This window comes from Streptomyces sp. MMS24-W38 (assembly GCF_059889265.1).
On sequence record NZ_JCBCPP010000001.1, the window covers coordinates 1,452,823 to 1,472,227 of the forward strand.

The following is a 19,405-nucleotide window of genomic DNA, read 5'->3' on the forward strand; positions in this document are numbered from 1 at the left end:
GTCACCGCGCCTTCAGGGTCAGGACGCGGTCTTCGTGGGCGACGAGGTCGAGGGGCTCGGCGCCGTCGAAAGTCCGGAGTTCGATGCGGACGGTGCGGCTGGGGCGCAGCACGGCGGTGGCGCCGTCCGGGGCCCAGGTGAGGTCGAGCGCGGCGCCGAAGCGGGTCCGCACTCCGCGCAACGAGCCGCGCGGGTACGCCGGTGGCGGGGCGGGCAGCAGGACCAGCCGGCCGGGGGTGGACTGCACGAGCGCCTCGATCAGCACGGCGGGGAGGGTGTGGGCGGCGTCGGCGTTGTAGACGTCGCGGTGCGGGTAGTGCGCGCTCATCAGCGAGTCGTGGAAGAAGTCGCCTTCGAGGACGCGGCCGAGGGCGCTCGCGACCCGGTCGGCGTCGCGGAGGCGGGCGGCGATCAGGGCGTGGTGCAGATGGCCGTGCGCGGAGTCGTTCTCGGGTCCGCGCAGTTCCAGGGCGCGGTGCGCGGCTGCGGCCAGGTCCGGGGTGTCGTAGGGGGTGATCTCGTCCAGCGGCCAGACGCCGTAGAGGTGGCTGAGGTGGCGGTGGTCGTAGGAGTCCGCCAGCTCCGGCCGGGCCCATTCGGCGAGCGCCCCGTCGGCGTTGACGCGGTGCGGCGGGATCCGGTCGGCGAGCGCCTGCCGGCGGTCCGCGTGCTCCGAGTGGTACGCGGCTGCGGTCAGCAGGGCGTGCCGGGCCGCGGAGAGGTCCATGGCCGCGTCGAGCGCGCCCCAGCCGGCGTTCGCGGGACGGTTCTCCGGCGAGTAGGAGGGGACCACGACGAGCCGGCCCTCGTCGTCGGTGCGGGTGAGGAAGTCCTCGTAGAACAGGGCGACTTCGGCGAGCGCCGCCGCGGTGCGCGGATCTCGCTCGCCGCGGGTCTCGTCGTGGTCGACGAGGGGTTTGAGGAGCCAGTCGGCGCCGGCCGTCCACAGGTGGAGGGGGTACTCGCGGCTGAAGTGGTACGAGTGTCCGGACTCGCCGTCGCTGTGCGCGGGCGCGACCACGCCCCGCGTGCCGAAGACCGCGCGGGCGTTGTCCCGCCAGTCGGGCAGCTGGCGGTGGATCAGTGCGGCCAGCGCCTCGGTGACCTCGGGGAGGGCTGCGACAGCGGCGGAGGCCGTCTGGAGGTTGAGGTTGGCGTCGTTGGTGAAGGCTCCGGACCAGGCGGTGTCCCATGTGCCGGTCCACAGTCCGGTGAGGCGGGGCGGGAACAGTCCGGCGGCGGACAGCAGATGGTAGCGGCCGGCCGCGAAGAGGCGTTCGAGCAGCGCGGCGCTGTGTGGCCTGCCCAGCAACTCGGATCCCGGCAGGGCGCGTTCGGCCGGGTCGGCGGCGAGGTCCAGGGTGACGCGGTCGTAGGCGGTGCGGTGCGGGGGCAGATGGCGGGCCAGGAGGTCGTCGTACGTGCCCGGTCCCTCGCCGAGCAGACCGCGCAGGGCGCGGCCCTCCGCGACCACGTCCGCCTCCCCGGTGTGCCGCCGCACCCGGGTGAGCAGCAGCACGGACCACGCGCCCTCGACGCGCACCCCCGACGGGGCCGACGTCGTCCTGCCGCCGGTGACGACGACCAGGGTGACGCCGGTGTAGGCGAGGTCGCTTTCCGGGTACCGGGCGCGCAGGCTCAGCAGGGCGCCCTCGGGGGTGCGGACGGCGCCGTGGCCGATGCCCAGGGCGGTGGGGGCGCCGGGGAGGCGGTGGTCCAGGGTGATACCGAGGACGGGCCCCGGGTCCGTGACGTGCTGGACGATGACGTCGTCGGCACGGGAGACGAAGACGCGCCCGGTCCGACCGGCGCGGGTCGTCTCCGTGACGCCGGTGGCGAAGTCGACCGTGCGGCGGTACCGGGCCCGGTCGTCGCCCCGGTCGCCCCGGTCGTCGTCCGGGTCGCCCCGGTCGTCGTCCGGGCGGCGCAGGCGCACCTGGAAGGCCGGATGGAAGGACCGTACCCACCGGAGCGGACGGCCGTCGGTGAAGTCATCGGCGGCGGTCAGGTCGCCGGAGAGCAACCGGTCCTGGAGTGCGGGCAGTTCGTCGGCCAGCCGGGGCGGCAGCCGCTGCTCGTCTCCGCCACCGTCCGGGCGGACCAGGGTGTGATGCGTGACGACGACCCGCTCGTCGTCCGGGTCACCGAACACAAGGGCGCCGTGGTGGCCGTTGCCGCTCAGGAAGCCGTCCTCCCAGCGGGCGGCGGGCCGTGGCTCCCAGGTTCCGTGGACGGGTGTGGTGCTCATGGCCGCAGCACCGCCACGCCGTGGCGGCCGAGGGTGAGCCGGTCGGTCACGGTCGTCTCCGTCAGCACGTCGCGGTGGCTGCCCGGCACGTCGACGGTGACCGGTTCGCGTCCGTGGTTGAGCAGGAACAGCAGCTCGCCCCGGCGCACCGCCTCGACCTGGTCCGGGAGCCCGTCGAGCACCGGCCGCACCCCCGCCCCTGCGGCGATCCGGGTCAGCAGCTCGCGCAGCGCCCCGGGCTCGGGGAGCGTGGAGACGTACCAGGCGCGGCCCTTGCGCAGCACGGCGGGCAGTCCGTCGAGTTCCCCGCCCTTGTAGGGCGTCGTCTCGTCGGCGGTGCCGTCGGCCTCCATTTCCTCGGACCACAGGGTGCCGCGGAAGCCCTCGCACTCGACGGTCTCCCCCGCCTCCAGCGGCCACCACTCGTGCAGGGTGCGGATGCCGAAGAGTTCCCGCAGCCGGGCGTCCATGCCGCCGGGCCGCACCCGGTCGTCCTCGTCGGCGATGCCCGTCAGGAAGCCGCAGACGAGGGTGCCGCCCCCGCGTACGTACGTGAGGAGGTTCTCCACGGCCGCGTCGGTGAGGAGGTAGAGCTGCGGGACGACGACCAGAGGGTGGGCGGACAGGTCGTGTTCGGGGTGGGCGAAGTCGGCGGTGAGGTGGGCCTGCCACAGGGCGCGGTGCCAGGCGCGGAGCACGCCGGGGTGGTCGACCTCGTGGGACGGCCGGGCCTCCTGGTCGCTCGCCCACCAGGAGTGCCAGTCGTGCAGCACGGCGACCCGGGCGGCGCGGTGCCGGCCGGCCACGTGCGGGGCGATCCTGGCCAGGTCCGCGCCGAGCCGTGCGACCTCCTGGTACGTACGGCCCTGCTCGCCCGCGTGGCTCACCATCCCGGAGTGGAACTTCTCGGCGCCCTGCCGGGACTGGCGCCACTGGAAGTAGCAGACGGCGTCCGCGCCGCGCGCCACGGCCTGCAGGGACCACAGCCGGTTGAGGCCGCGGGGCTTGGGGTGGTTCACCCCGCGCCAGTCGACCGGTCCGGCCGCCTGCTCCATGAGCATCCAGGGGCCGCGCGCCTGGGAGCGCGTCATGTCCTGTACCAGGGCGCCCTCCTGCGCACCGAAGGGATCGCGCGGGTCGGGGTAGAGGTCGACGGAGACGACGTCCTCCTCCTCGGCCCAGCGCCAGGCGTCCTGCCCCGCCCACAACGGCATGAAGTTGGTGGTGACCGGGAGGTGCGGGGTGTGCCGGCGGACGATGTCGCGTTCGGCGGAGTAACACTCCAGGAGCATGTCGGAGGTGAACCGCTTGAAGTCCAGCACCTGGGTGGGGTTCTTCAGGTGGTGCGGGCGGCGGGGCGGCAGGACCTCGGCCCAGTCGCCGTAGCCCTGGCTCCAGAACGCGGTGCCCCAGGCGGTGTTGAGGCCTTCGAGGGTGCCGTACCGGTCCCGGAGCCAGTCGCGGAAGCGGGCGGCGGCCTGGTCGCCCCAGTCGTAGGTGCAGTACTCGTTGTTGATGTGCCACATGGTCAGGGCGGGGTGGCCGGCGTAGCGGGCGGCCAGGTCCTCGGTGATGGCGGCGGCGTGGCGGCGGTAGGTGGCGCTGGAGTGCGAGAAGTGCTGTCTGCCGCCCCACCCTTCGGTCCGGCCGTCCTCGTCGCGGGGCAGGGTGTCCGGATGGAGGTGCCCCATCCAGGGCGGTGGCGAGGCGGTCGGGGTGGCGAGGACGACGCCGACGCCGGACGCGTGCATGAGGTCCATCAGCCGGTCCAGCCAGCCGAAGTCCCGTGCGCCTGGATTGGGTTCGAGCTTGGACCAGGAAAAGACGCCGAGTGTCACGGAGTTGACGCCGGCCTGCCGCATCAGGCGGACGTCCTCGGGCCAGGTCTCCTCGGGCCACTGCTCCGGGTTGTAGTCGCCGCCGTAGAGGATGCGCCCGCGGGTGGCGTCGCTCAGGCCGGGCATCAGCCGCGCCCCCGGAGCGGGGCGGGGGACGTACGGGGTGTGGGGGGCGCGTGCATGGTCCACCTCGTTCTGCGGGGGTCGGGGTGAAGGGGCCGGCCGAAGGGGTGAGGGGGTGACCGGAGAGCACGCGGTCCCCGGCCCGTCATCCCTTCACGGCGCCGGTGAGCATGCCCTTCCTGAAGTGCTTCTGGACGAAGGGGGACAACACGGCGACGGGCAGCAGGGCGATCACCATCACGGCCATCTGCACGGCCAGGCCCGACAGTTGTCCCGTCTTGATGGCCTGGCCGAGGCCGATGGGCGCCTCCTGCTTCTGGACGAGCTGGATCATGACGTTCTGCAGCGGCAGCATGGTCTGGTCGTTGAGATACAGCGAGGCGTTGAACCAGGCGCTCCAGTAGCCGACGGCGTAGAAGAGCGTGATCACGGCGATCACCGCGCGGGACAGCGGCATGACGATCTGCCACAGGATGCGGAAGTCGCCCGCCCCGTCGATGCGGGCGCTGTCGACGAGCTCCTGCGAGATGTTCATGAAGAAGCCGCGCAGCACGAGGATGTTGAAGACGCTCACCGCACTGGGCAGGATCAGCGCCAGGTAGCTGTCGGTCAACCCGAGGGTCTGCACCAGCAGATACGTCGGAATGAGGCCGGCGCTGAAGAACATGGTCGCCAGCAGCGTCATGAGGATCCAGCGGTGGCCCAGCGAGTCGGTGCGCGACAGGCCGTAGGCACACAGCACGGACACGGTCATCGAGAACAGGGTGCCGACCAGGGTGACTCCGACACTGACGAGCGCGGCCCGGGTGACCTGGCCGCCGCTGAGCAGTTCCTGGTAGGCGATGAAGGTGATGTCCTGGGGCACCATCACCAGGCCCCCGGCCTCGTCGATGGTCCTGCGGGTGGACAGGCTGGTGACGACCACGATCCACAGCGGGAAGACGATCGCCAGGCAGGCGAGGGCCAGGACGATCCCCTTGCCCGCGAGCCCCGCCCTTCCTGGCTCCTCCTCCCACACCGGACGGGACGGGGCGGGCCGGCGTCCGGGCCGGCGCGCGGGTTCGTCGATCACGGCGGTCATTTCTTGTACACCCCCTGCTCGCCCATGAGATGGGCCACCTTGTTCGCGGCGAGGACGAGGCCGAGGCTGACCACGCCCTTGATGAGGCCGGCGGCCGCCGCGTAACCGAAGTCCTGGTTGCGCACGCCGTTCCACCACACGAAGGTGTCGAGCACCTCCGCCGCCCCGGGACCGACGGCGTCGCGTTGCAGCAGGATCTGTTCGAAGCCGACGGTGAGCGCGTCGCCCACCCGCAGCACCAGCAGCAGGGCGATCACGGGCCGCAGCGCGGGCAGGGTGACGTGCCACATCCGGCGCAGGCGGTCGGCGCCGTCCATGGCGGCGGCCTCGTACAGGTCGGGGCTCACCGAGGCCAGGGCGGCGAGGAAGACGATGATCCCCCACCCGGCGTCCTTCCACACGCTCTGCGCGGTGATCAGGAACACGAAGGTGTCGGGGTCGGTCATGACCTCCAGGCCGTCGTGACCGTTCTGGCGCAGCAGTTGCGAGAAGATCCCCGCGCCGCCGAACAACTGCTGGAAGACGGCGATGACCAGGACCCAGGAGAAGAAGTGCGGCAGGTACAGGATGGCCTGGGCGACGGCCCGCACGCGGGGTCTGAGCACACTGTTGATGAGCAGCGCGAGCAGGATCGGGATCGGGAAGTACAGCACGAGCTGGAGGAAGAACAGCACCAGGGTGTTCTTCAGGGCGTTCCAGAACGCCGGGTCCTCGATGATCCGCCGGAAGTTCTCCAGTCCCACGAACGGACTGTTCAGCATCGAGACGACGCCGTTGTCGCTGATGTAGGGGTCGTACTCCTGGAAGGCGACGACGTTGCCGAGGATCGGCAGGTAGTTGAAGACCAGGACCAGTGCCACGGCCGGCAGGGTCATCAGCAGCAGGACGCGGTCGCGCCGGTATCCGAGCCGCAGGCTCGGCCTTCCCCGGCGCGGTGTTCTCCGGGGGCAGGCGGTAGCGGCTCCCTCGGAGGTCACCGGTTGTGGGACCGGCGTAGTGGCCTCGGCTTCGCTCCGAGGCACCGTGCTGTGCGACACGGCGGTTCTCCTTGCCTCGGTACGGGGTCAGCCGGCCGCCGGGCCGTTCTCGTCGAGGATCTTCCGGTACCAGTCGCGCAGCCTGTCCCCGCCCTTGCTCTTCCAGTCGGAGACGGCCTGCTGCATGTCCCCGATCTTCTTGCGGCCCCGGACGATGTCGTCCTCCAACTGCTCGAAGTCGTTGGAGAGGTTGGTCCAGCGGGAGGGCTCGGTGATCTGCATGCCGTAGAAGGCCGACTTCCTGGTGAACGCGCCCATCCGCTGCTGCCACTCGACCTGGCCCTTGACGACCTCGGGGAAGTCGGGGTGGGCGACGGTCGCGGCGGGGCTCGCGATCATCACGTAGGCGTTCATCACGTCGATGTTGCCCTGGTCGGTCTTGGTGGGCACGCCGTCCTTGACGGCGTAGTGGGTGCCCTCCACGCCGTAGTTGGTGAGCATGTACTCCTTGGTGCCGTACGGCGCGGCGGTGACGTTGGCGACGGCCAGCACGTCACGGATCACCGCCTTCGACGCCTTCTTGTTGACGAAGGCGAAGATGCCGGCCGGGTTCTTGGCCCACAGGGTGGGGTCACCGCCGTCGTGGCCGAACACGTCCATTCCCCAGATCTTGAACTCCGGGTTCTGATTGGCCTGTTCAGCGGTGCGGCTCCACCACTGCGAGGAGTCCTGGTTGTAGATCAGGAACTCGCCGGCGGCGAACTTGGGTCCGGGGTCGGTCGCGTTGCTCTTGCCCAGTTCGGCATCGGGGTGCACGACACCGGCCGCGAACAGCTTGCGCGTCCACTCCAGGGCTTCGAGGTACTCGTCGGTCTCTATGCGGTAGAGCAGCTTGCCGTCGATCTGGTTCCAGCCGAGCGACTTCTCCTCTCCGGAGAGCACCCCGAAGGCGTTGAAGGCGGTCCACTTCATGTCCAGGCAGGCCCAGCGCTTGGCCCTGGCATTCGTGGCGTCCTTGGCCAGCGCCATGAACTCTTCGCAGGAGCGGGGGACTTCGTACCCCTCCTGCTCGAAGATGTCCTGGCGGTAGAGCGGCACGATGCCGGTGACGTACGAGGACGGCATGGGCAGGCCACGCAGCTTGCCGCCGAAAATGGACCGCTGCCAGGCGTCGGTGGGGATCGCCGCGAGGTTCGGGTAGTCCTTGACCGCGTCGCCGGAGAGGTACGGGCCGAGGTCGGCGAACTTGCCGATGACGGCGCTGGGGATCTTGCCCGTCATGTTCCAGCCGGGCACGACCACCACGTCGGGCACGTCGCTGGAGGCGAGGACCGCACCGAGTTTCTGGTCGTAGGTGTTGCCGTCCTGGTTCTGCCAGACCACGTCGACGCCGATGAGGTCGTTCATCGCCTTGTAGTAGGCGTTGCCGTCCTTGGGCGGTGAGCCCCAGAACGGCGACATGACGGTGACCTTGCCCCCCTTGCCGAGCTTCTCGGGCACCGAGGTCTTCAGACCGGCGAGGTCGAGCTTGGCGGTGAAGCCGACCGCGGAGCCGTTCCTGCTGGGGATGTCGGGGGTGACCACGTCGCTCGCCACGTATGCCGGCAGCAGCTTCCTGGCGTCCTTGCCCGACGTGGTGCCGTCCCGCGAGCCTCCGTCCGAACCACCGCACGCGGCGAGCAGCGGCATTCCCCCCGCCACCGCCGCGGTGGCGACCGCCGTGGAGGCGAGGAAGCTTCTCCGGCTGGGCCCGGCGGAGGAGGTGGAGGCGGCGTTCGGCGTCATTGCGTCAACCCTTCATGGCGCACCAGGGCATCCGGCGGTGGCCGTCGGCTGCGGTGTCTTCACTGGAACTGGCTGAGCCGAAGCGGTCGTTCGGAGGGAACGTGCCGGGGAGGCGGCCCCGCAATCGAAGCGCTTCGATGTTGGTGCGAGGTTAGGTGAACGCCCAAGGGCGCACAAGGGTCACTTCCAAGATTCCTCGGCGGCATGACGCCGACCCAGCAGGCCGCAACTCACGGGAGTCCGACGTGAAATTCCCGGGTTGCACCGCGGAACGCTCGATCCGGCGCTTCCGCATCCTTGACAGCCGCCCCTGCCCGGAATCAGCATCGAAGCGCTTCGAAAGTGCCTCGCCGCTCCATCGCAAGGGGACTTCCACGTGACCGCACACACGCCGCCCACCCCGCCTTTCCGCGATCCGCGTCTGCCATTCGCGAAGCGCGTCGACGACCTGCTGTCGCGGCTCACCCTCGACGAGAAAATCAAAGCCCTGCACCAGTTCACGCCCGCTGTCGAGCGCCTCGGCATCGCCGCCTTCCGCACCGGCCAGGAGGCGTTGCACGGCGTCGCCTGGATGGGCCCGGCGACGGTGTTCCCGCAGGCGGTCGGGATGGGGGCGACCTGGAACCCCGGGCTGGTGCGCCGGGTGGGCGAGGCGGTGTCCCGGGAGGCCCGCGCGATGCGCGCCCGGGACGAGCGGGTCGGCCTCAACGTCTGGGCCCCGACCGTCAACCTGCTGCGCCACCCCCTGTGGGGCCGCAACGAGGAGGGCTACTCGGAGGACCCCCGGCTCACCTCGGCGATCGCCACTGCCTACACCCGCGGCCTGCGCGGCGACCATCCGGTGTACTGGCGCACGGCCCCGGTGCTCAAGCACTGGCTCGCGCACAACAACGAGACGGACCGGGACACCACCTCCAGCTCGGTCCGCCCGCGCGTGCTGCACGAGTACGATCTGCGCGCCTTCCGCGACACCGTCAAGGCGGGCGCGGTGGCCGGGGTGATGCCGGCCTACAACCTGGTCAACGGCCGCCCGAACCACGTCTCGCCGTATCTGCGCGAGCAGCTGCGCACCTGGACCGACCAGGAACTGCTGGTCTGCTCCGACGCCGGCGCTCCCTCCAACCTGGTGGACTCCGAGCACTACTTCGACACCCATGAGGAGGCCGTCGCGGCCTCGCTGCGGGCCGGCGTGGACAGTTTCACCGACCACGGCACGGACAGCTCGGTCATCGTGGGGCGCCTCGAATCGGCCTTGCGGAAAGAGCTGTTGACGGAAGCCGACATCGACACCGCCGTCCGCCGGCAGCTCTCGGTGCGCTTGCGGCTCGGCGAGTTCGACCGGTACCCGCCCGCCGAGGAGCACGCCTTCGACACCCCGGGGCACCGGGCCCTCGCTCAGGAGGCCGCCGAGCAGGCGGTCGTCCTGCTCAAGAACGACGGCCTGCTGCCGCTGGCTCCGGCGGGCACCCGTGTCGCCGTCGTCGGCCTGCTCGCGGACGAGTGCAAGCTCGACTGGTACAGCGGCACCCTCATCCACCGCTCCACTCCGCTGGAGGGGCTCTACGAGCGGTTCGGCGCCGAGCAGGTGGAGTTCGCCGAGGGCGTGGACCGGGTACTGCTGCGGACCTCCGCCGGCACGTTCCTGCACGTCCCGCCGGCACCCGACACCCCCGACGCGGCGCCCGGCGCCGAGGGCGCGCTGGACCCGGCGCTGCTCGCGGGCCGCACCGACCTGGCCCCGCTCACCGCCGGCCCGGACGGCACCGAACTCGCCCTGGCCGACTGGGGTGAGGGCCTGCTGACCCTGCGTGCCCCCGACGGCCGGTACCTCTCGGTCGCCGAGGACGGCTACCTCCGCGCCTCCGCCGACCAGCCGGGCGGCTGGATCGTGCGGGAGACGTTCCGGCTGGAACCGCACGGTGACGGTCACCTCCTTCGGCACCTGGGAACAGGACGCCATGTACTGGTCGCCGCCGACGGCGTGAAGGTTGCCGCACAGGACGCGGCCGACGAGCCGGGCCCCGAGGTCTTCGGGGTGATCGTCACCGAGCACGGTGAGGAGACGGTGGCGCGGGCCGCGGCACGGGCCGACGCGGTCGTGGTGGTCGCCGGCAACGATCCGCACATCAACGGCCGTGAGACCGAGGACCGTACGACGCTCCGGCTGCCCGTCCAGCAGGAGCTGCTGCTGCGCGCGGCCCGCGCCGCCAACGAGAACACGGTGCTGGCACTGGTCTCCGCCTACCCCTACGCGGTCGATCCGGCGGACCTGCCGGCGGTGCTCTGGACCGCGCACGGCGGTCAGGCCGCGGGCACCGCGCTGGCCCGCGTGCTGGCCGGTGACGTCTCCCCCGCCGGCCGGCTGCCGCAGACCTGGTACGCCGACGACGCCGATCTGCCCGGCCTCCTCGACTACGACGTGATCGGCTCCCGCCAGACCTATCTGTACTTCGAGGGCACGCCGTTGTTCCCCTTCGGTCACGGCCTCTCCTACACGGCCTTCGCCTACGGCGAGTTGACGTCCCGGGTCGGGCCGGAGACGGTGCGCGTCTCCTTCACGGTCACCAACACCGGTGCCGTCCCGGCCGACGAAGTGGCCCAGCTCTACACGCGGGCCGTGGACCCGTCGGTGCCGCGTCCACGCCGCGAGCTGGTGGCCCACCGGAGGCTGACCCTCGCACCCGGCGAGACGGCCGAGGCGGCCTTCGAACTCCCCCTGTCCGCCTTCGCGTTCTGGGACGTCGCGGTGGGCCGGTGGCGGGTGGAACCGGGCCGGTACGAGCTGCTGGCCGGTGCCTCCAGCAAGGACGTCCGGCAGCGGACCGCCCTCACCCTCGACGGCGAACCCGGCGTCCCCCGCGCGGTCCTCGAACGCGGCCTGGACGCGGCGGACTTCGACGAGCAGCACGGCACCGAGATCGTCGACCGGACCAGGGAGTCGGGCGACGCGGTGGCACCGGTGGCCGGGAAGTCGGGCGAGCTGCTCTTCCGCCGCTGCGACTTCGGGAGCGGAGTGACGGAGGTGACCGTCGAGGTGTCCGGCGGGGGCACCGTCGAACTGTCCCTCGACGGCGGCCCGGTGCTCGCCACAGCGGCGCCGAGGACGCCCACCTCGGGCCCGTACGACTACGTCACGCTCGGCGCGCCCGTCGCCGTCGACGGCGTGCACGGCGTACAGGACCTGCGCCTGGGACTGCGCGGCCCGCTGCGGCTCGCGCGGGTCGGCTTCCTCTCCGGTTGAGGGTCCGGGGACGGCCGACGCGAAGAGGGGCCCGGCACCGGAGGACACCGGTGCCGGGCCCCTCCGTACGACGGGCTCGTCTCCCCGCGACGCCGACCAGGAGCGGCCGGCGTCGCGGCGGGCGACGGTCGTCCGTCAAGGAGCGGCGTCCGGTGCGTGCTCCGGGGGCCCTTGCTCGAGCGAAGCCGAAGCCTGGGGCACGTGCCGGGCCTCGCAACGGGGCGAACGTCGCCCGCCGCGGTGCTGGAACCGGGGGCCGGTCCGCCTCACAGGGCGAGGCCGGTCAGCACCAGCACCCGCTCGTAGGTGTAGTCGTCCATCGCGAACTTCACGCCCTCGCGGCCCACACCGGACTGCTTGGCACCGCCGTACGGCATCTGGTCGGCACGGTAGGAGGGCACGTCGCCGACGACCACGCCGCCGACCTCCAGGGCGCGGTGGGCCCGGAAGGCGGCCTGCAGGTCGTGGGTGAACACCCCTGCCTGAAGGCCGTACTTGGAGTCGTTGACGGCAGCGAAGGCCGCGGCCTCGCCGTCCACCTTCTGCACGGTCAGGACGGGCCCGAAAACCTCCTCGCAGGAGATCGTCACATCGGCCGGGACGTCGGTGAGCACGGTCGGCGCGTAGGAGGCGCCGTCGCGCTTGCCCCCGGTGAGCAGGGTGGCACCGGCGTCGACGGCCTCCTGCACCCACGCCTCGACGCGCTCGGCGGCGGCCTGGCTGACCAGCGGGCCGACGTCGGTGGCGTCGTCGGCCGGGTCGCCGGTGACCTGGGCCTCCACGGCGGCGACGATGCGCGGCAGCAGCCGGTCGTGGACGGAGGCGTCCGCGATGACCCGCTGCACGGAGATGCAGGACTGGCCGCCCTGGTAGTTGGAGAAGGTGGCGATGCGGTTCGCCGCCCGGTCCAGGTCCTCGTCGCTCGCCCAGTCGGCGAGGACGACGGCCGCGCCGTTGCCGCCGAGCTCCAGGGTGCAGTGCTTGCGCGGCACCGAGTCCATGATCGCGTAGCCGACCTGCTCGGAACCGGTGAAGGAGATCACCGGCAGCCGCTCGTCCTGGACGAGGGCGGGCATACGGTCGTTGGGGACCGGGAGGATGCTCCAGGAACCGGCCGGCAGCTCGGTCTCGGCGAGCAGCTCACCGAGGATCAGCCCGGACAGCGGGGTCGCCGGGGCGGGCTTGAGGACGATCGGCACACCGGCGGCGACGGCCGGGGCGATCTTGTGGGCGCACAGGTTCAGCGGGAAGTTGAACGGTGCGATGCCCAGCACGACGCCCTTGGGGAACCGCCGGGTGAAGGCGAGCCGTCCTTGGCCGCCGGCGTCGGTGTCGAGCCGCTGGGCCTCGCCGCCGTTGAACCGGCGTGCCTCCTCGGCCGCGAACCGGAACACCGACACGGCCCGGCCGACCTCGCCGCGCGCCCACTTGATCGGCTTGCCGTTCTCGGCGGAGATCAGCCGGGCGATCTCCTCGGTGCGCTCCACGAGCCGCCGGCCGACGTGGTCGAGGGCGGCGGCGCGGACGTGGGCGGGGGTGGCGGCGAACTCGTCCCGTACGGCGTACGCGGCGGCCACGGCCTCCTCGACCTGGGCCTCGGACGGCACGCTCACGGTGCCGACGACCCGGCCGTCCCACGGAGAGGTGACGTCGAAGGCAGCCTCGCCGGTGGCCTGACGGCCGGCGAGCCAGAAGGCGTGGGTGGCTGCCGATTCTTCCTTTGGCATGGCGAGTCCCGGCCCTTCCGCGTTGGGGGTGGTTGCTTGGCTTGCTGGATCCACGGTAGGGCCGGGGTGACAGCGGGTCGTTTGTCCGAGCTGTAGCAGTCGGCCGCCGACGCGCGCCGCTTTGGCAGATCGGTCCTCGGCATGCCCGCCGCACCCGGCACCGGCCCTGCCTCCCGGCTCGTCGTCGGTCGTCGATCGTCGGTCCTCAGCTGTCGGCCGTCAGTCGGACGAGGTCGCCTTCAGAGCCAGCCACAGTTCCATGCGTACGTCCGGGTCGTCCAGGGAGCGGCCGAGGATCTCCTCGACGCGGCGCATGCGGTAGCGCAGGGTGTGGCGGTGCACACCGAGGTCGGCCGCCGCGGCGTCCCACTGCCCGTGCCGGGAGAGCCAGGCACGCACCGAGGCGACGAGGTCGCCGCGTCCGGTCGCGTCGTGTTCGTAGAGGGGCCGCAACAGCCCGTCGGCGAACGCCCGGACCGCGTCGTCGGCGAGCAGCGGTACCACGGACCCGGCGGCCATCTGCTCGTGCTCCACCAGCACCCGCCCCCGCCGCCGCGCCACCGACAGTGCCTGCCCGGCCTGCTTGTAGGCGGCGGACGCGGCGATGGGGCCGGCCGGTGCGGACAGGCCCACGACCAACTCGTCCTCGTCGGCGCCGACCAGGGGCTCGTGGGCTCCCCCACCGCTCCGTACCGCTTCCAGTCCGGCCGCGTGATCGCAGCACGCGGCCACCGCCGCGCCGCCGTCGGCGGCCAGCACCACCAGCCGCTCCCGCTCCGGCACCACCAGGACCGCCTCGCCGAAGCGGGCGGCGGCCGATTCCACGGCCTCCGCCAGGGCACCGAGGGCGTCGCCGTTCGGGTCGCCCTGGGCACGGGCGGCGGGTGCCGCTCCCGTCTCGGCCACGATGATCCGGAAAGGCGCGTCCAGGAGCCCCCCGTACAGGTCTCCGGCCACCGCGCGGGCGTGGTCGGACTCCCCGGCGAGCAGCATGCGCAGTACGGCGGCGCCGATCCGCTGTTCGGCCGCGCGCAGGGAGCCGGAGCGTTCCGTGGTCAGGGTGAGCAGCGCGACGGCGGAGTGGACGGCGTACCGCTGGGCGGTGCCGAGCGCGGCCGCCGTGCCCACGGCGAGCGCGGCCCGGGGGCGCCGGCCGGTGCCGAGGGAGTGCAGTTCGACCCGGTCGTCGATCTCCGGGTTCTCCGGCCCGGCCACCACCGACGAGGCGGGCGCGGGCCGCTCCCGCAGCCGCCGCACGTCCTCCGTGAGCCGTGCCGCGCGCCTGCCCGCCCACTCCGGTGCCGCGGCGACCACGGCGCCCGAGGCGTCGTACAGCGCGGTCCATCCCTCGACCTGGGAGGCGAGCGCGGTCAGCAGCCCCTCGGGTCCGCCGGCCAGCCCCTGCCTGGTCAGCTCCCGCTGGGCCGCGAACCCCGCGGTCACCGCGCGGTACTGGTCGGCGGCGATGGCGGCGGAGACGGCCTTGCTGATCGCGAGGAAGGGGGTGCGGCGCGGCACCTCCAGCAGCGGCAGCCCCTCCTTCCTCGCCGCGTCCACGAGCGCCTCGGGGATGTCCTCGTAGTGGACGCCGACGGCGAAGCCGAGCCCGACGACGCCCGCCCCCACCAGGCGTTTCACATAACGGCGCATCGCCGCCGGATCCTCCGCGTCCAGCTTCAGGGCGGTGATCAGCAGCAGTTCCCCGCCCTCCATGTAGGGCACGGGATCGGCCAGCTCACTGGCATGCGCCCAGCGGACCGGCACATCGAGGCCGTCCTCGCCCGCACGCACGGTCAGCTTGAGCGTGGAGTGGTGGACGAGCGAAGCGAGCGTCGGGGGCATGGGGCCTTCAGGTCGGCGGAGATCGGGACATCAGGCGAACGTTGTGCATTTTTGGCCGCCGCGTATGAACGACCTATGTCGATTCTGCCCCACCGTACGGTTCCCGGTTGCCCCGACCGGACAGCTCACCCCCGCAGGTCCACCAGCAGCGGCGGCGCGTGCTCGCCCGCGACGGTCGTCAGCGACAGCACCGCGTGTCCCGGCGGCACCGCGTGCGCCAGTTCCGATGCCGACCACCGCTCCCGCTCGACCTGCCGCACGGTGACCGCGTCCGTCGTCACCGCCTTTCCCGTCAGCCGCTTGCGCAGCGCGTGGATGGCCCGGGTCATCGGCTGATCGGCGAAGACCGTGTGCTTGGCGACCTCCGTCGTCTCCACCCACTCGGTGCCCCAGGTCTGCGCGAACCGACTGCCGTCCCAGGTGGTGACGCCGCAGAAGGCCATACGGCAACCCACCGCCCCGTAGAGCGGGCCGTGCAGCGCCTCGGGGACGTCACCGATGGTGCGCAGGGCGAGCAGCACGCCCGCGTTCTGCGAACGCAGCCGCTGGGTGCGGCGCACCGACTCCGCCGTGACCGTGCCCGTCGCGTCGTCCAGAACCAGGCAGGCGAAGTGGGTCCGCCGGCCCTCACGGACGATGGCGTGGAACTGCGCGAGGACCAACCGGGTGATCATCCGGCCGGCCTCCTCGTGACCGCGCTCGGGCAGGTCGATCCGCACCCTCAGGGGATGGTGGGCGACCGCACGCAGGGAGAACGGCCTACCCGGGCCGCCCCCGCCGAGGAAGTCCGCGAACACCGGCCGGTTGAGCAGTGCCAGCCGGTCGGCCAGGGTCTGGCCCACGTCGCCCGGCGTGCCGGTCTGCCGGACGCGCGCGTCGAGTTCGCGGCGCATGATGTCGTTCCCACTCGCGGCGAGCGCCTCCCGGAGCGGGGTCAGCGCCCTCTCCTCGCCTTCCAGCAGCTCGCGCAGCTCCGGCAGGGTGGGGAAGCGGCCGTGCACCGCCCGGAAGGGGCCGAACAGTTGCGCCAGCGCGGTGGTGGCACCCTGTGCGCCGACTGCGTCGAGATCGCCCACCAGCGCCTCGGCGAGGATCGCGGCCGCCTCGTCCGGATCGTCGGACTCGGCGTACGGGTCCAGGTCGTGCACCGAGGACGGGTCACCCATCCGCACGATCACGTCGAAGGCGTCGTCCGCGCCGAGCGGGCTGCCAGCGGCAGAGACGGCTACGACAGCACAGCGCCCGGTGAGCGCCTGCAGCGCGAGCGCCTCGGTCACCGGCTCGACGAGGGTACGGGTCTTGCCGGACCCGGAGGGGCCGATGGCGAGCAGCGACGTGCCGAGCACATCCGGGCCGAGGGCCGCCCCGGCATCGTGGTACGGCTGCGGGGCGCGCTCCGCAGCCACCCAGCGGCCGATGCACACCTGGCCGGCGAGCAGGTCGTGACGGGCGGTCCGGCGCGGCAGGTCCCGGGCCCCGGAGGGGTGCGTCCAGGCCGCGCCGCCCTGGCTCAGGACGGTGTCGCGAAAACCGTCCAGTGCGGCGGTGCGCCGGGCAGCGGCGAAGGCGTGCTCGACGCGCGTGCAGTCGACATCGTTCATACGGCCGCCGGTGACCTCGGCGGTGAGCAGCTGGGCGGCCTCGTGCTGGCCGGCGTCGCGGAGGGCCGGCCACTGGGAGCGGGGGCGGTCGGGCACGACGGAGGTGTTGGGTGTGGCCTCCTCCCGGCGGGGGGCGAGCCGCTCCCTGGCGTACGGCAGCCAGGACCCGAGGCGGGCGAAGGGCCACACCACGAGCAGCGTGACGACCACGTACAGCGTATTCGTGAAGAGTTGGGAGGTCATCAGTCCGTAGCTGTCCGTGATCAGCACGATCAGGGAGAGCAACGGATTGACAATCGGCACCGCGGACCATCCGACGCCCGGGAAGGCATCGGGGAAGACCAGAGCAAGGGCGACGAGGGCCAGACCAGCAGCGACCAGGGCCTGTACAGGCCGGAGCATGCGGTTCATGTAGTGGCGAACGATGGCGCGCCAGCTGCCGAGCGCGCCGACGGCGAGAACGAGCAGGACGAAGAAGACGCCGTCGGCGACCAGCAGGGCGTGCTGCGCGGGGGTCCCCACCGCCCAGCCCTCGACCGGCTTGGGCTCCAACGAGAGCGGATACCACCATTCGTTCGGTGTGAACATTCGCAGGATGGAGCTCTTGTACGGGAAGTAGCCACTGCTCCAGAGTGACCACACCACGAGCGCCAGAGCCAGCGGGATCAGCATGCCGGCGACAGTCACCGGGGCAAGGCGTTCCCGGATCTCCTTCGGACGATGGCCGTACCGCCAGATGCCGGGCCGGGCGGTCGGCCTCGCCTCGTCGAGCCAGGCGGCGACGGCAGAGACGGACCGAGGAGCCTGTTCGGGCGCGGGCGGTACACCCGGTGCCCGACTCGGCCGCGGTGGCGCCGTCGGCACATCCGGTGGTCCCGCCAGGCGCGGTACGGGGTCGGTATGCGTGCCCCGCGCGTCCTGGGTACCGTCGCTGTCCATCGCCCTCGCCCCCTGAACCACCGCTCCGTCCGCCATCAGCGTGAGCCAATCTAACGCCCAGCCAGGGCGAGTCCACCGCGTACACAGCCCCGTTGCGGGCAGTTGTGCCTCTCCGGACGCCTCACAGGCCTGGCCGACACCCCCTGGGCGGCACTGGTGAGCGCTGGGGCACCTCCTACTCGAAGAGCTTGGGGAAGGCATCCCGCAAACACGGGTGAACGAGACCTACCCCTGCCCAGCGTCGTGGCGCCCGGCAGGCGTCACTCCCCGCCATGTCCACCGCGGACAACTCCGCCCCCGGAACAACGCCCACATGGAGCATGCCCAGCTCCCCCTCCCCGCCCTAGCCTGCGAGAAAAGAAGGCAAGTGTCCGTTACACCCCCCAGGAGCCCCGCATGACCGCACTTCCGCAGGAGCGCCGCGTCGTCACCGCCATCCCCGGCCCGAAGTCGCAGGAGCTGCAGGCCCGTCGTACCGCCGCGGTCGCGCAGGGCGTGGGCTCGGTGCTGCCCGTGTTCGCCGCGCGGGCGGACGGCGGGATCATCGAGGACGTCGACGGCAACCGGCTGATCGACTTCGGCTCGGGCATCGCGGTGACCTCCGTCGGCGCCTCCGCCGAGGCCGTCGTCCGCCGTGCCTCAGCCCAGCTCGCCGACTTCACGCACACCTGTTTCATGGTCACGCCGTACGAGGGATACGTGGCCGTGGCCGAGGCGCTCGCCGAGCTGACGCCCGGCGACCACGCCAAGAAGTCGGCGCTGTTCAACAGCGGTGCCGAGGCCGTCGAGAACGCCGTCAAGATCGCGCGGGCCTACACCAAGCGGCAGGCGGTCGTCGTGTTCGACCACGGCTACCACGGCCGCACCAACCTCACCATGGCGCTGACCTCGAAGAACATGCCGTACAAGCACGGCTTCGGCCCGTTCGCGCCCGAGGTGTACCGCGTCCCGGTCGCCTACGGCTACCGCTGGCCGACCGGCGCCGAGAACGCGGGCCCGGAGGCCGCCGCGCAGGCGATCGACCAGATCTCCAAGCAGGTCGGCGCGGAGAACGTGGCCGCGATCATCATCGAGCCGGTACTCGGCGAGGGCGGCTTCATCGAGCCGGCCAAGGGCTTCCTGCCCGCGATCAGCAAGTTCGCCCAGGACAACGGCATCGTCTTCGTAGCCGACGAGATCCAGTCCGGCTTCTGCCGCACCGGCCAGTGGTTCGCCTGCGAGGACGAGGACATCGTCCCGGACCTGATCACCACGGCGAAGGGCATCGCCGGCGGCCTCCCGCTGGCCGCCGTCACCGGCCGCGCCGAGATCATGGACGCCGCGCACGCGGGCGGCCTCGGCGGCACCTACGGCGGCAACCCGGTGGCCTGCGCGGGCGCGCTCGGCTCCATCGAGACGATGAAGGAACTGGACCTCAACGCCAAGGCGAAGAACATCGAGGCGATCATGAAGGCCCGCCTCACCGCCATGGCCGAGAAGTTCGACGTCATCGGCGAGGTCCGCGGCCGCGGCGCCATGATCGCCATCGAGCTGGTCAAGGACCGCACGACCAAGGAGCCGAACCCGGAGGCGACCGCCGCGCTGGCCAAGGCCTGCCACCAGGAGGGCCTGCTGGTCCTGACCTGTGGCACCTACGGCAACGTGCTGCGCTTCCTGCCGCCGCTGGTCATCGGCGAGGACCTGCTGAACGAGGGCCTGGACATCATCGAGCAGGCGTTCGCACGCGTCTGACCAGGCGTTCGCGCGCATACGGGCCGTCGCAGGAGCGGGTGGGCCGCCCCGGTTCCCCACCACCGGGGCGGCCGACGGCAGAGCGTGTGAAGAACGTGTGCGGGGTGGATGGCAGGTGCCCGTCGGCCCTGTCGCGGGCCCACCCCCTGCCGTAGGTTCTACCGGGATGAGAGACACACCCGCTCACAGGGGACTGTGAACGGTTCGGGCCGAGGCCTCCCCAGCTTCGACCTGGTCGTGCCCTCGCGCACACAACCGGAGCCTTCGGGTTC

10 protein-coding genes are annotated in these 19,405 nt (G+C 72.0%); 2 read left to right on the forward strand and 8 right to left on the reverse strand.

Annotated elements, in window-relative coordinates; translation table 11 throughout:
- Nucleotide 1 precedes the first annotated feature (1 nt).
- From AC6F7H_RS05255 to AC6F7H_RS05275, 5 genes are all read right to left on the reverse strand, one after another.
- A complete protein-coding gene (locus AC6F7H_RS05255) occupies nt 2–2,248 on the reverse strand; it encodes a glycosyl hydrolase family 95 catalytic domain-containing protein (RefSeq protein ID WP_500755511.1) in 2,247 nt (748 codons plus the stop codon).
- Nucleotides 2,245–4,212, reverse strand: coding sequence for a beta-galactosidase (locus AC6F7H_RS05260; RefSeq protein WP_500761664.1), 1,968 nt, complete (start codon nt 4,210–4,212; stop codon nt 2,245–2,247). Before AC6F7H_RS05260 ends, AC6F7H_RS05255 begins: the two co-directional genes overlap by 4 nt.
- A gap of 142 nt (nt 4,213–4,354) precedes the next feature.
- On the reverse strand, nt 4,355–5,290 hold the full coding sequence (locus AC6F7H_RS05265) for a carbohydrate ABC transporter permease (protein ID WP_500755513.1): 936 nt from the start codon (nt 5,288–5,290) through the stop codon (nt 4,355–4,357).
- Nucleotides 5,287–6,327 (reverse strand): ABC transporter permease, encoded by a 1,041-nt coding sequence (locus AC6F7H_RS05270; RefSeq protein WP_500755515.1) that lies wholly within the window; start codon nt 6,325–6,327, stop codon nt 5,287–5,289. Before AC6F7H_RS05270 ends, AC6F7H_RS05265 begins: the two co-directional genes overlap by 4 nt.
- Nucleotides 6,328–6,354: 27 nt before the next feature.
- The gene (locus tag AC6F7H_RS05275; RefSeq protein WP_500755517.1) at nt 6,355–8,052 is read right to left on the reverse strand and encodes an extracellular solute-binding protein; all 1,698 of its coding nucleotides are present in this window, start codon (nt 8,050–8,052) and stop codon (nt 6,355–6,357) included.
- A 376-nt stretch (nt 8,053–8,428) separates the two neighbouring features.
- On the opposite strand from AC6F7H_RS05275, the gene AC6F7H_RS05280 reads away from it, so the two are divergent.
- Nucleotides 8,429–11,293, forward strand: coding sequence for a glycoside hydrolase family 3 C-terminal domain-containing protein (locus AC6F7H_RS05280; RefSeq protein ID WP_500755518.1), 2,865 nt, complete (start codon nt 8,429–8,431; stop codon nt 11,291–11,293).
- Nucleotides 11,294–11,559: 266 nt separating this feature from the next.
- On the opposite strand, the gene AC6F7H_RS05285 is transcribed toward AC6F7H_RS05280, so the two are convergent.
- The 3 genes from AC6F7H_RS05285 to AC6F7H_RS05295 all read right to left on the reverse strand — a co-directional run bounded on the left by AC6F7H_RS05285 (nt 11,560) and on the right by AC6F7H_RS05295 (nt 17,402).
- The gene (locus tag AC6F7H_RS05285) at nt 11,560–13,020 is read right to left on the reverse strand and encodes an aldehyde dehydrogenase family protein (protein ID WP_500755520.1); all 1,461 of its coding nucleotides are present in this window, start codon (nt 13,018–13,020) and stop codon (nt 11,560–11,562) included.
- A 219-nt stretch (nt 13,021–13,239) separates the two neighbouring features.
- Nucleotides 13,240–14,862 carry a PucR family transcriptional regulator gene (locus AC6F7H_RS05290; protein WP_500755521.1) on the reverse strand — a complete coding sequence of 541 codons (1,623 nt, stop codon included), beginning with the start codon at nt 14,860–14,862 and terminating at the stop codon, nt 13,240–13,242.
- A 125-nt stretch (nt 14,863–14,987) separates the two neighbouring features.
- Nucleotides 14,988–17,402: an ATP/GTP-binding protein gene (locus AC6F7H_RS05295; protein WP_500755522.1), complete on the reverse strand. Its 2,415-nt coding sequence runs from the start codon at nt 17,400–17,402 to the stop codon at nt 14,988–14,990.
- Nucleotides 17,403–17,798: 396 nt separating this feature from the next.
- Here AC6F7H_RS05295 and gabT point away from each other — a divergent pair, with 396 nt between their 5' ends.
- Nucleotides 17,799–19,133, forward strand: coding sequence for a 4-aminobutyrate--2-oxoglutarate transaminase (gene gabT / locus AC6F7H_RS05300; RefSeq protein WP_500755523.1), 1,335 nt, complete (start codon nt 17,799–17,801; stop codon nt 19,131–19,133).
- The last annotated feature ends 272 nt before the right edge of the window (nt 19,134–19,405 follow it).

Bases quoted from the DNA above. Each gene is read 5' to 3' on its own strand.
- AC6F7H_RS05290 (WP_500755521.1), bottom strand. From the start codon at position 14,862: ATGCCCCCGACGCTCGCTTCGCTCGTCCACCACTCCACGCTCAAGCTG.
- gabT (WP_500755523.1), top strand. From the start codon at position 17,799: ATGACCGCACTTCCGCAGGAGCGCCGCGTCGTCACCGCCATCCCCGGC.
- AC6F7H_RS05285 (WP_500755520.1), bottom strand. From the start codon at position 13,020: ATGCCAAAGGAAGAATCGGCAGCCACCCACGCCTTCTGGCTCGCCGGC.
- AC6F7H_RS05275 (WP_500755517.1), bottom strand. From the start codon at position 8,052: ATGACGCCGAACGCCGCCTCCACCTCCTCCGCCGGGCCCAGCCGGAGA.
- AC6F7H_RS05295 (WP_500755522.1), bottom strand. From the start codon at position 17,402: ATGGACAGCGACGGTACCCAGGACGCGCGGGGCACGCATACCGACCCC.
- AC6F7H_RS05260 (WP_500761664.1), bottom strand. From the start codon at position 4,212: ATGCCCGGCCTGAGCGACGCCACCCGCGGGCGCATCCTCTACGGCGGC.
- AC6F7H_RS05265 (WP_500755513.1), bottom strand. From the start codon at position 5,290: ATGACCGCCGTGATCGACGAACCCGCGCGCCGGCCCGGACGCCGGCCC.
- AC6F7H_RS05255 (WP_500755511.1), bottom strand. From the start codon at position 2,248: ATGAGCACCACACCCGTCCACGGAACCTGGGAGCCACGGCCCGCCGCC.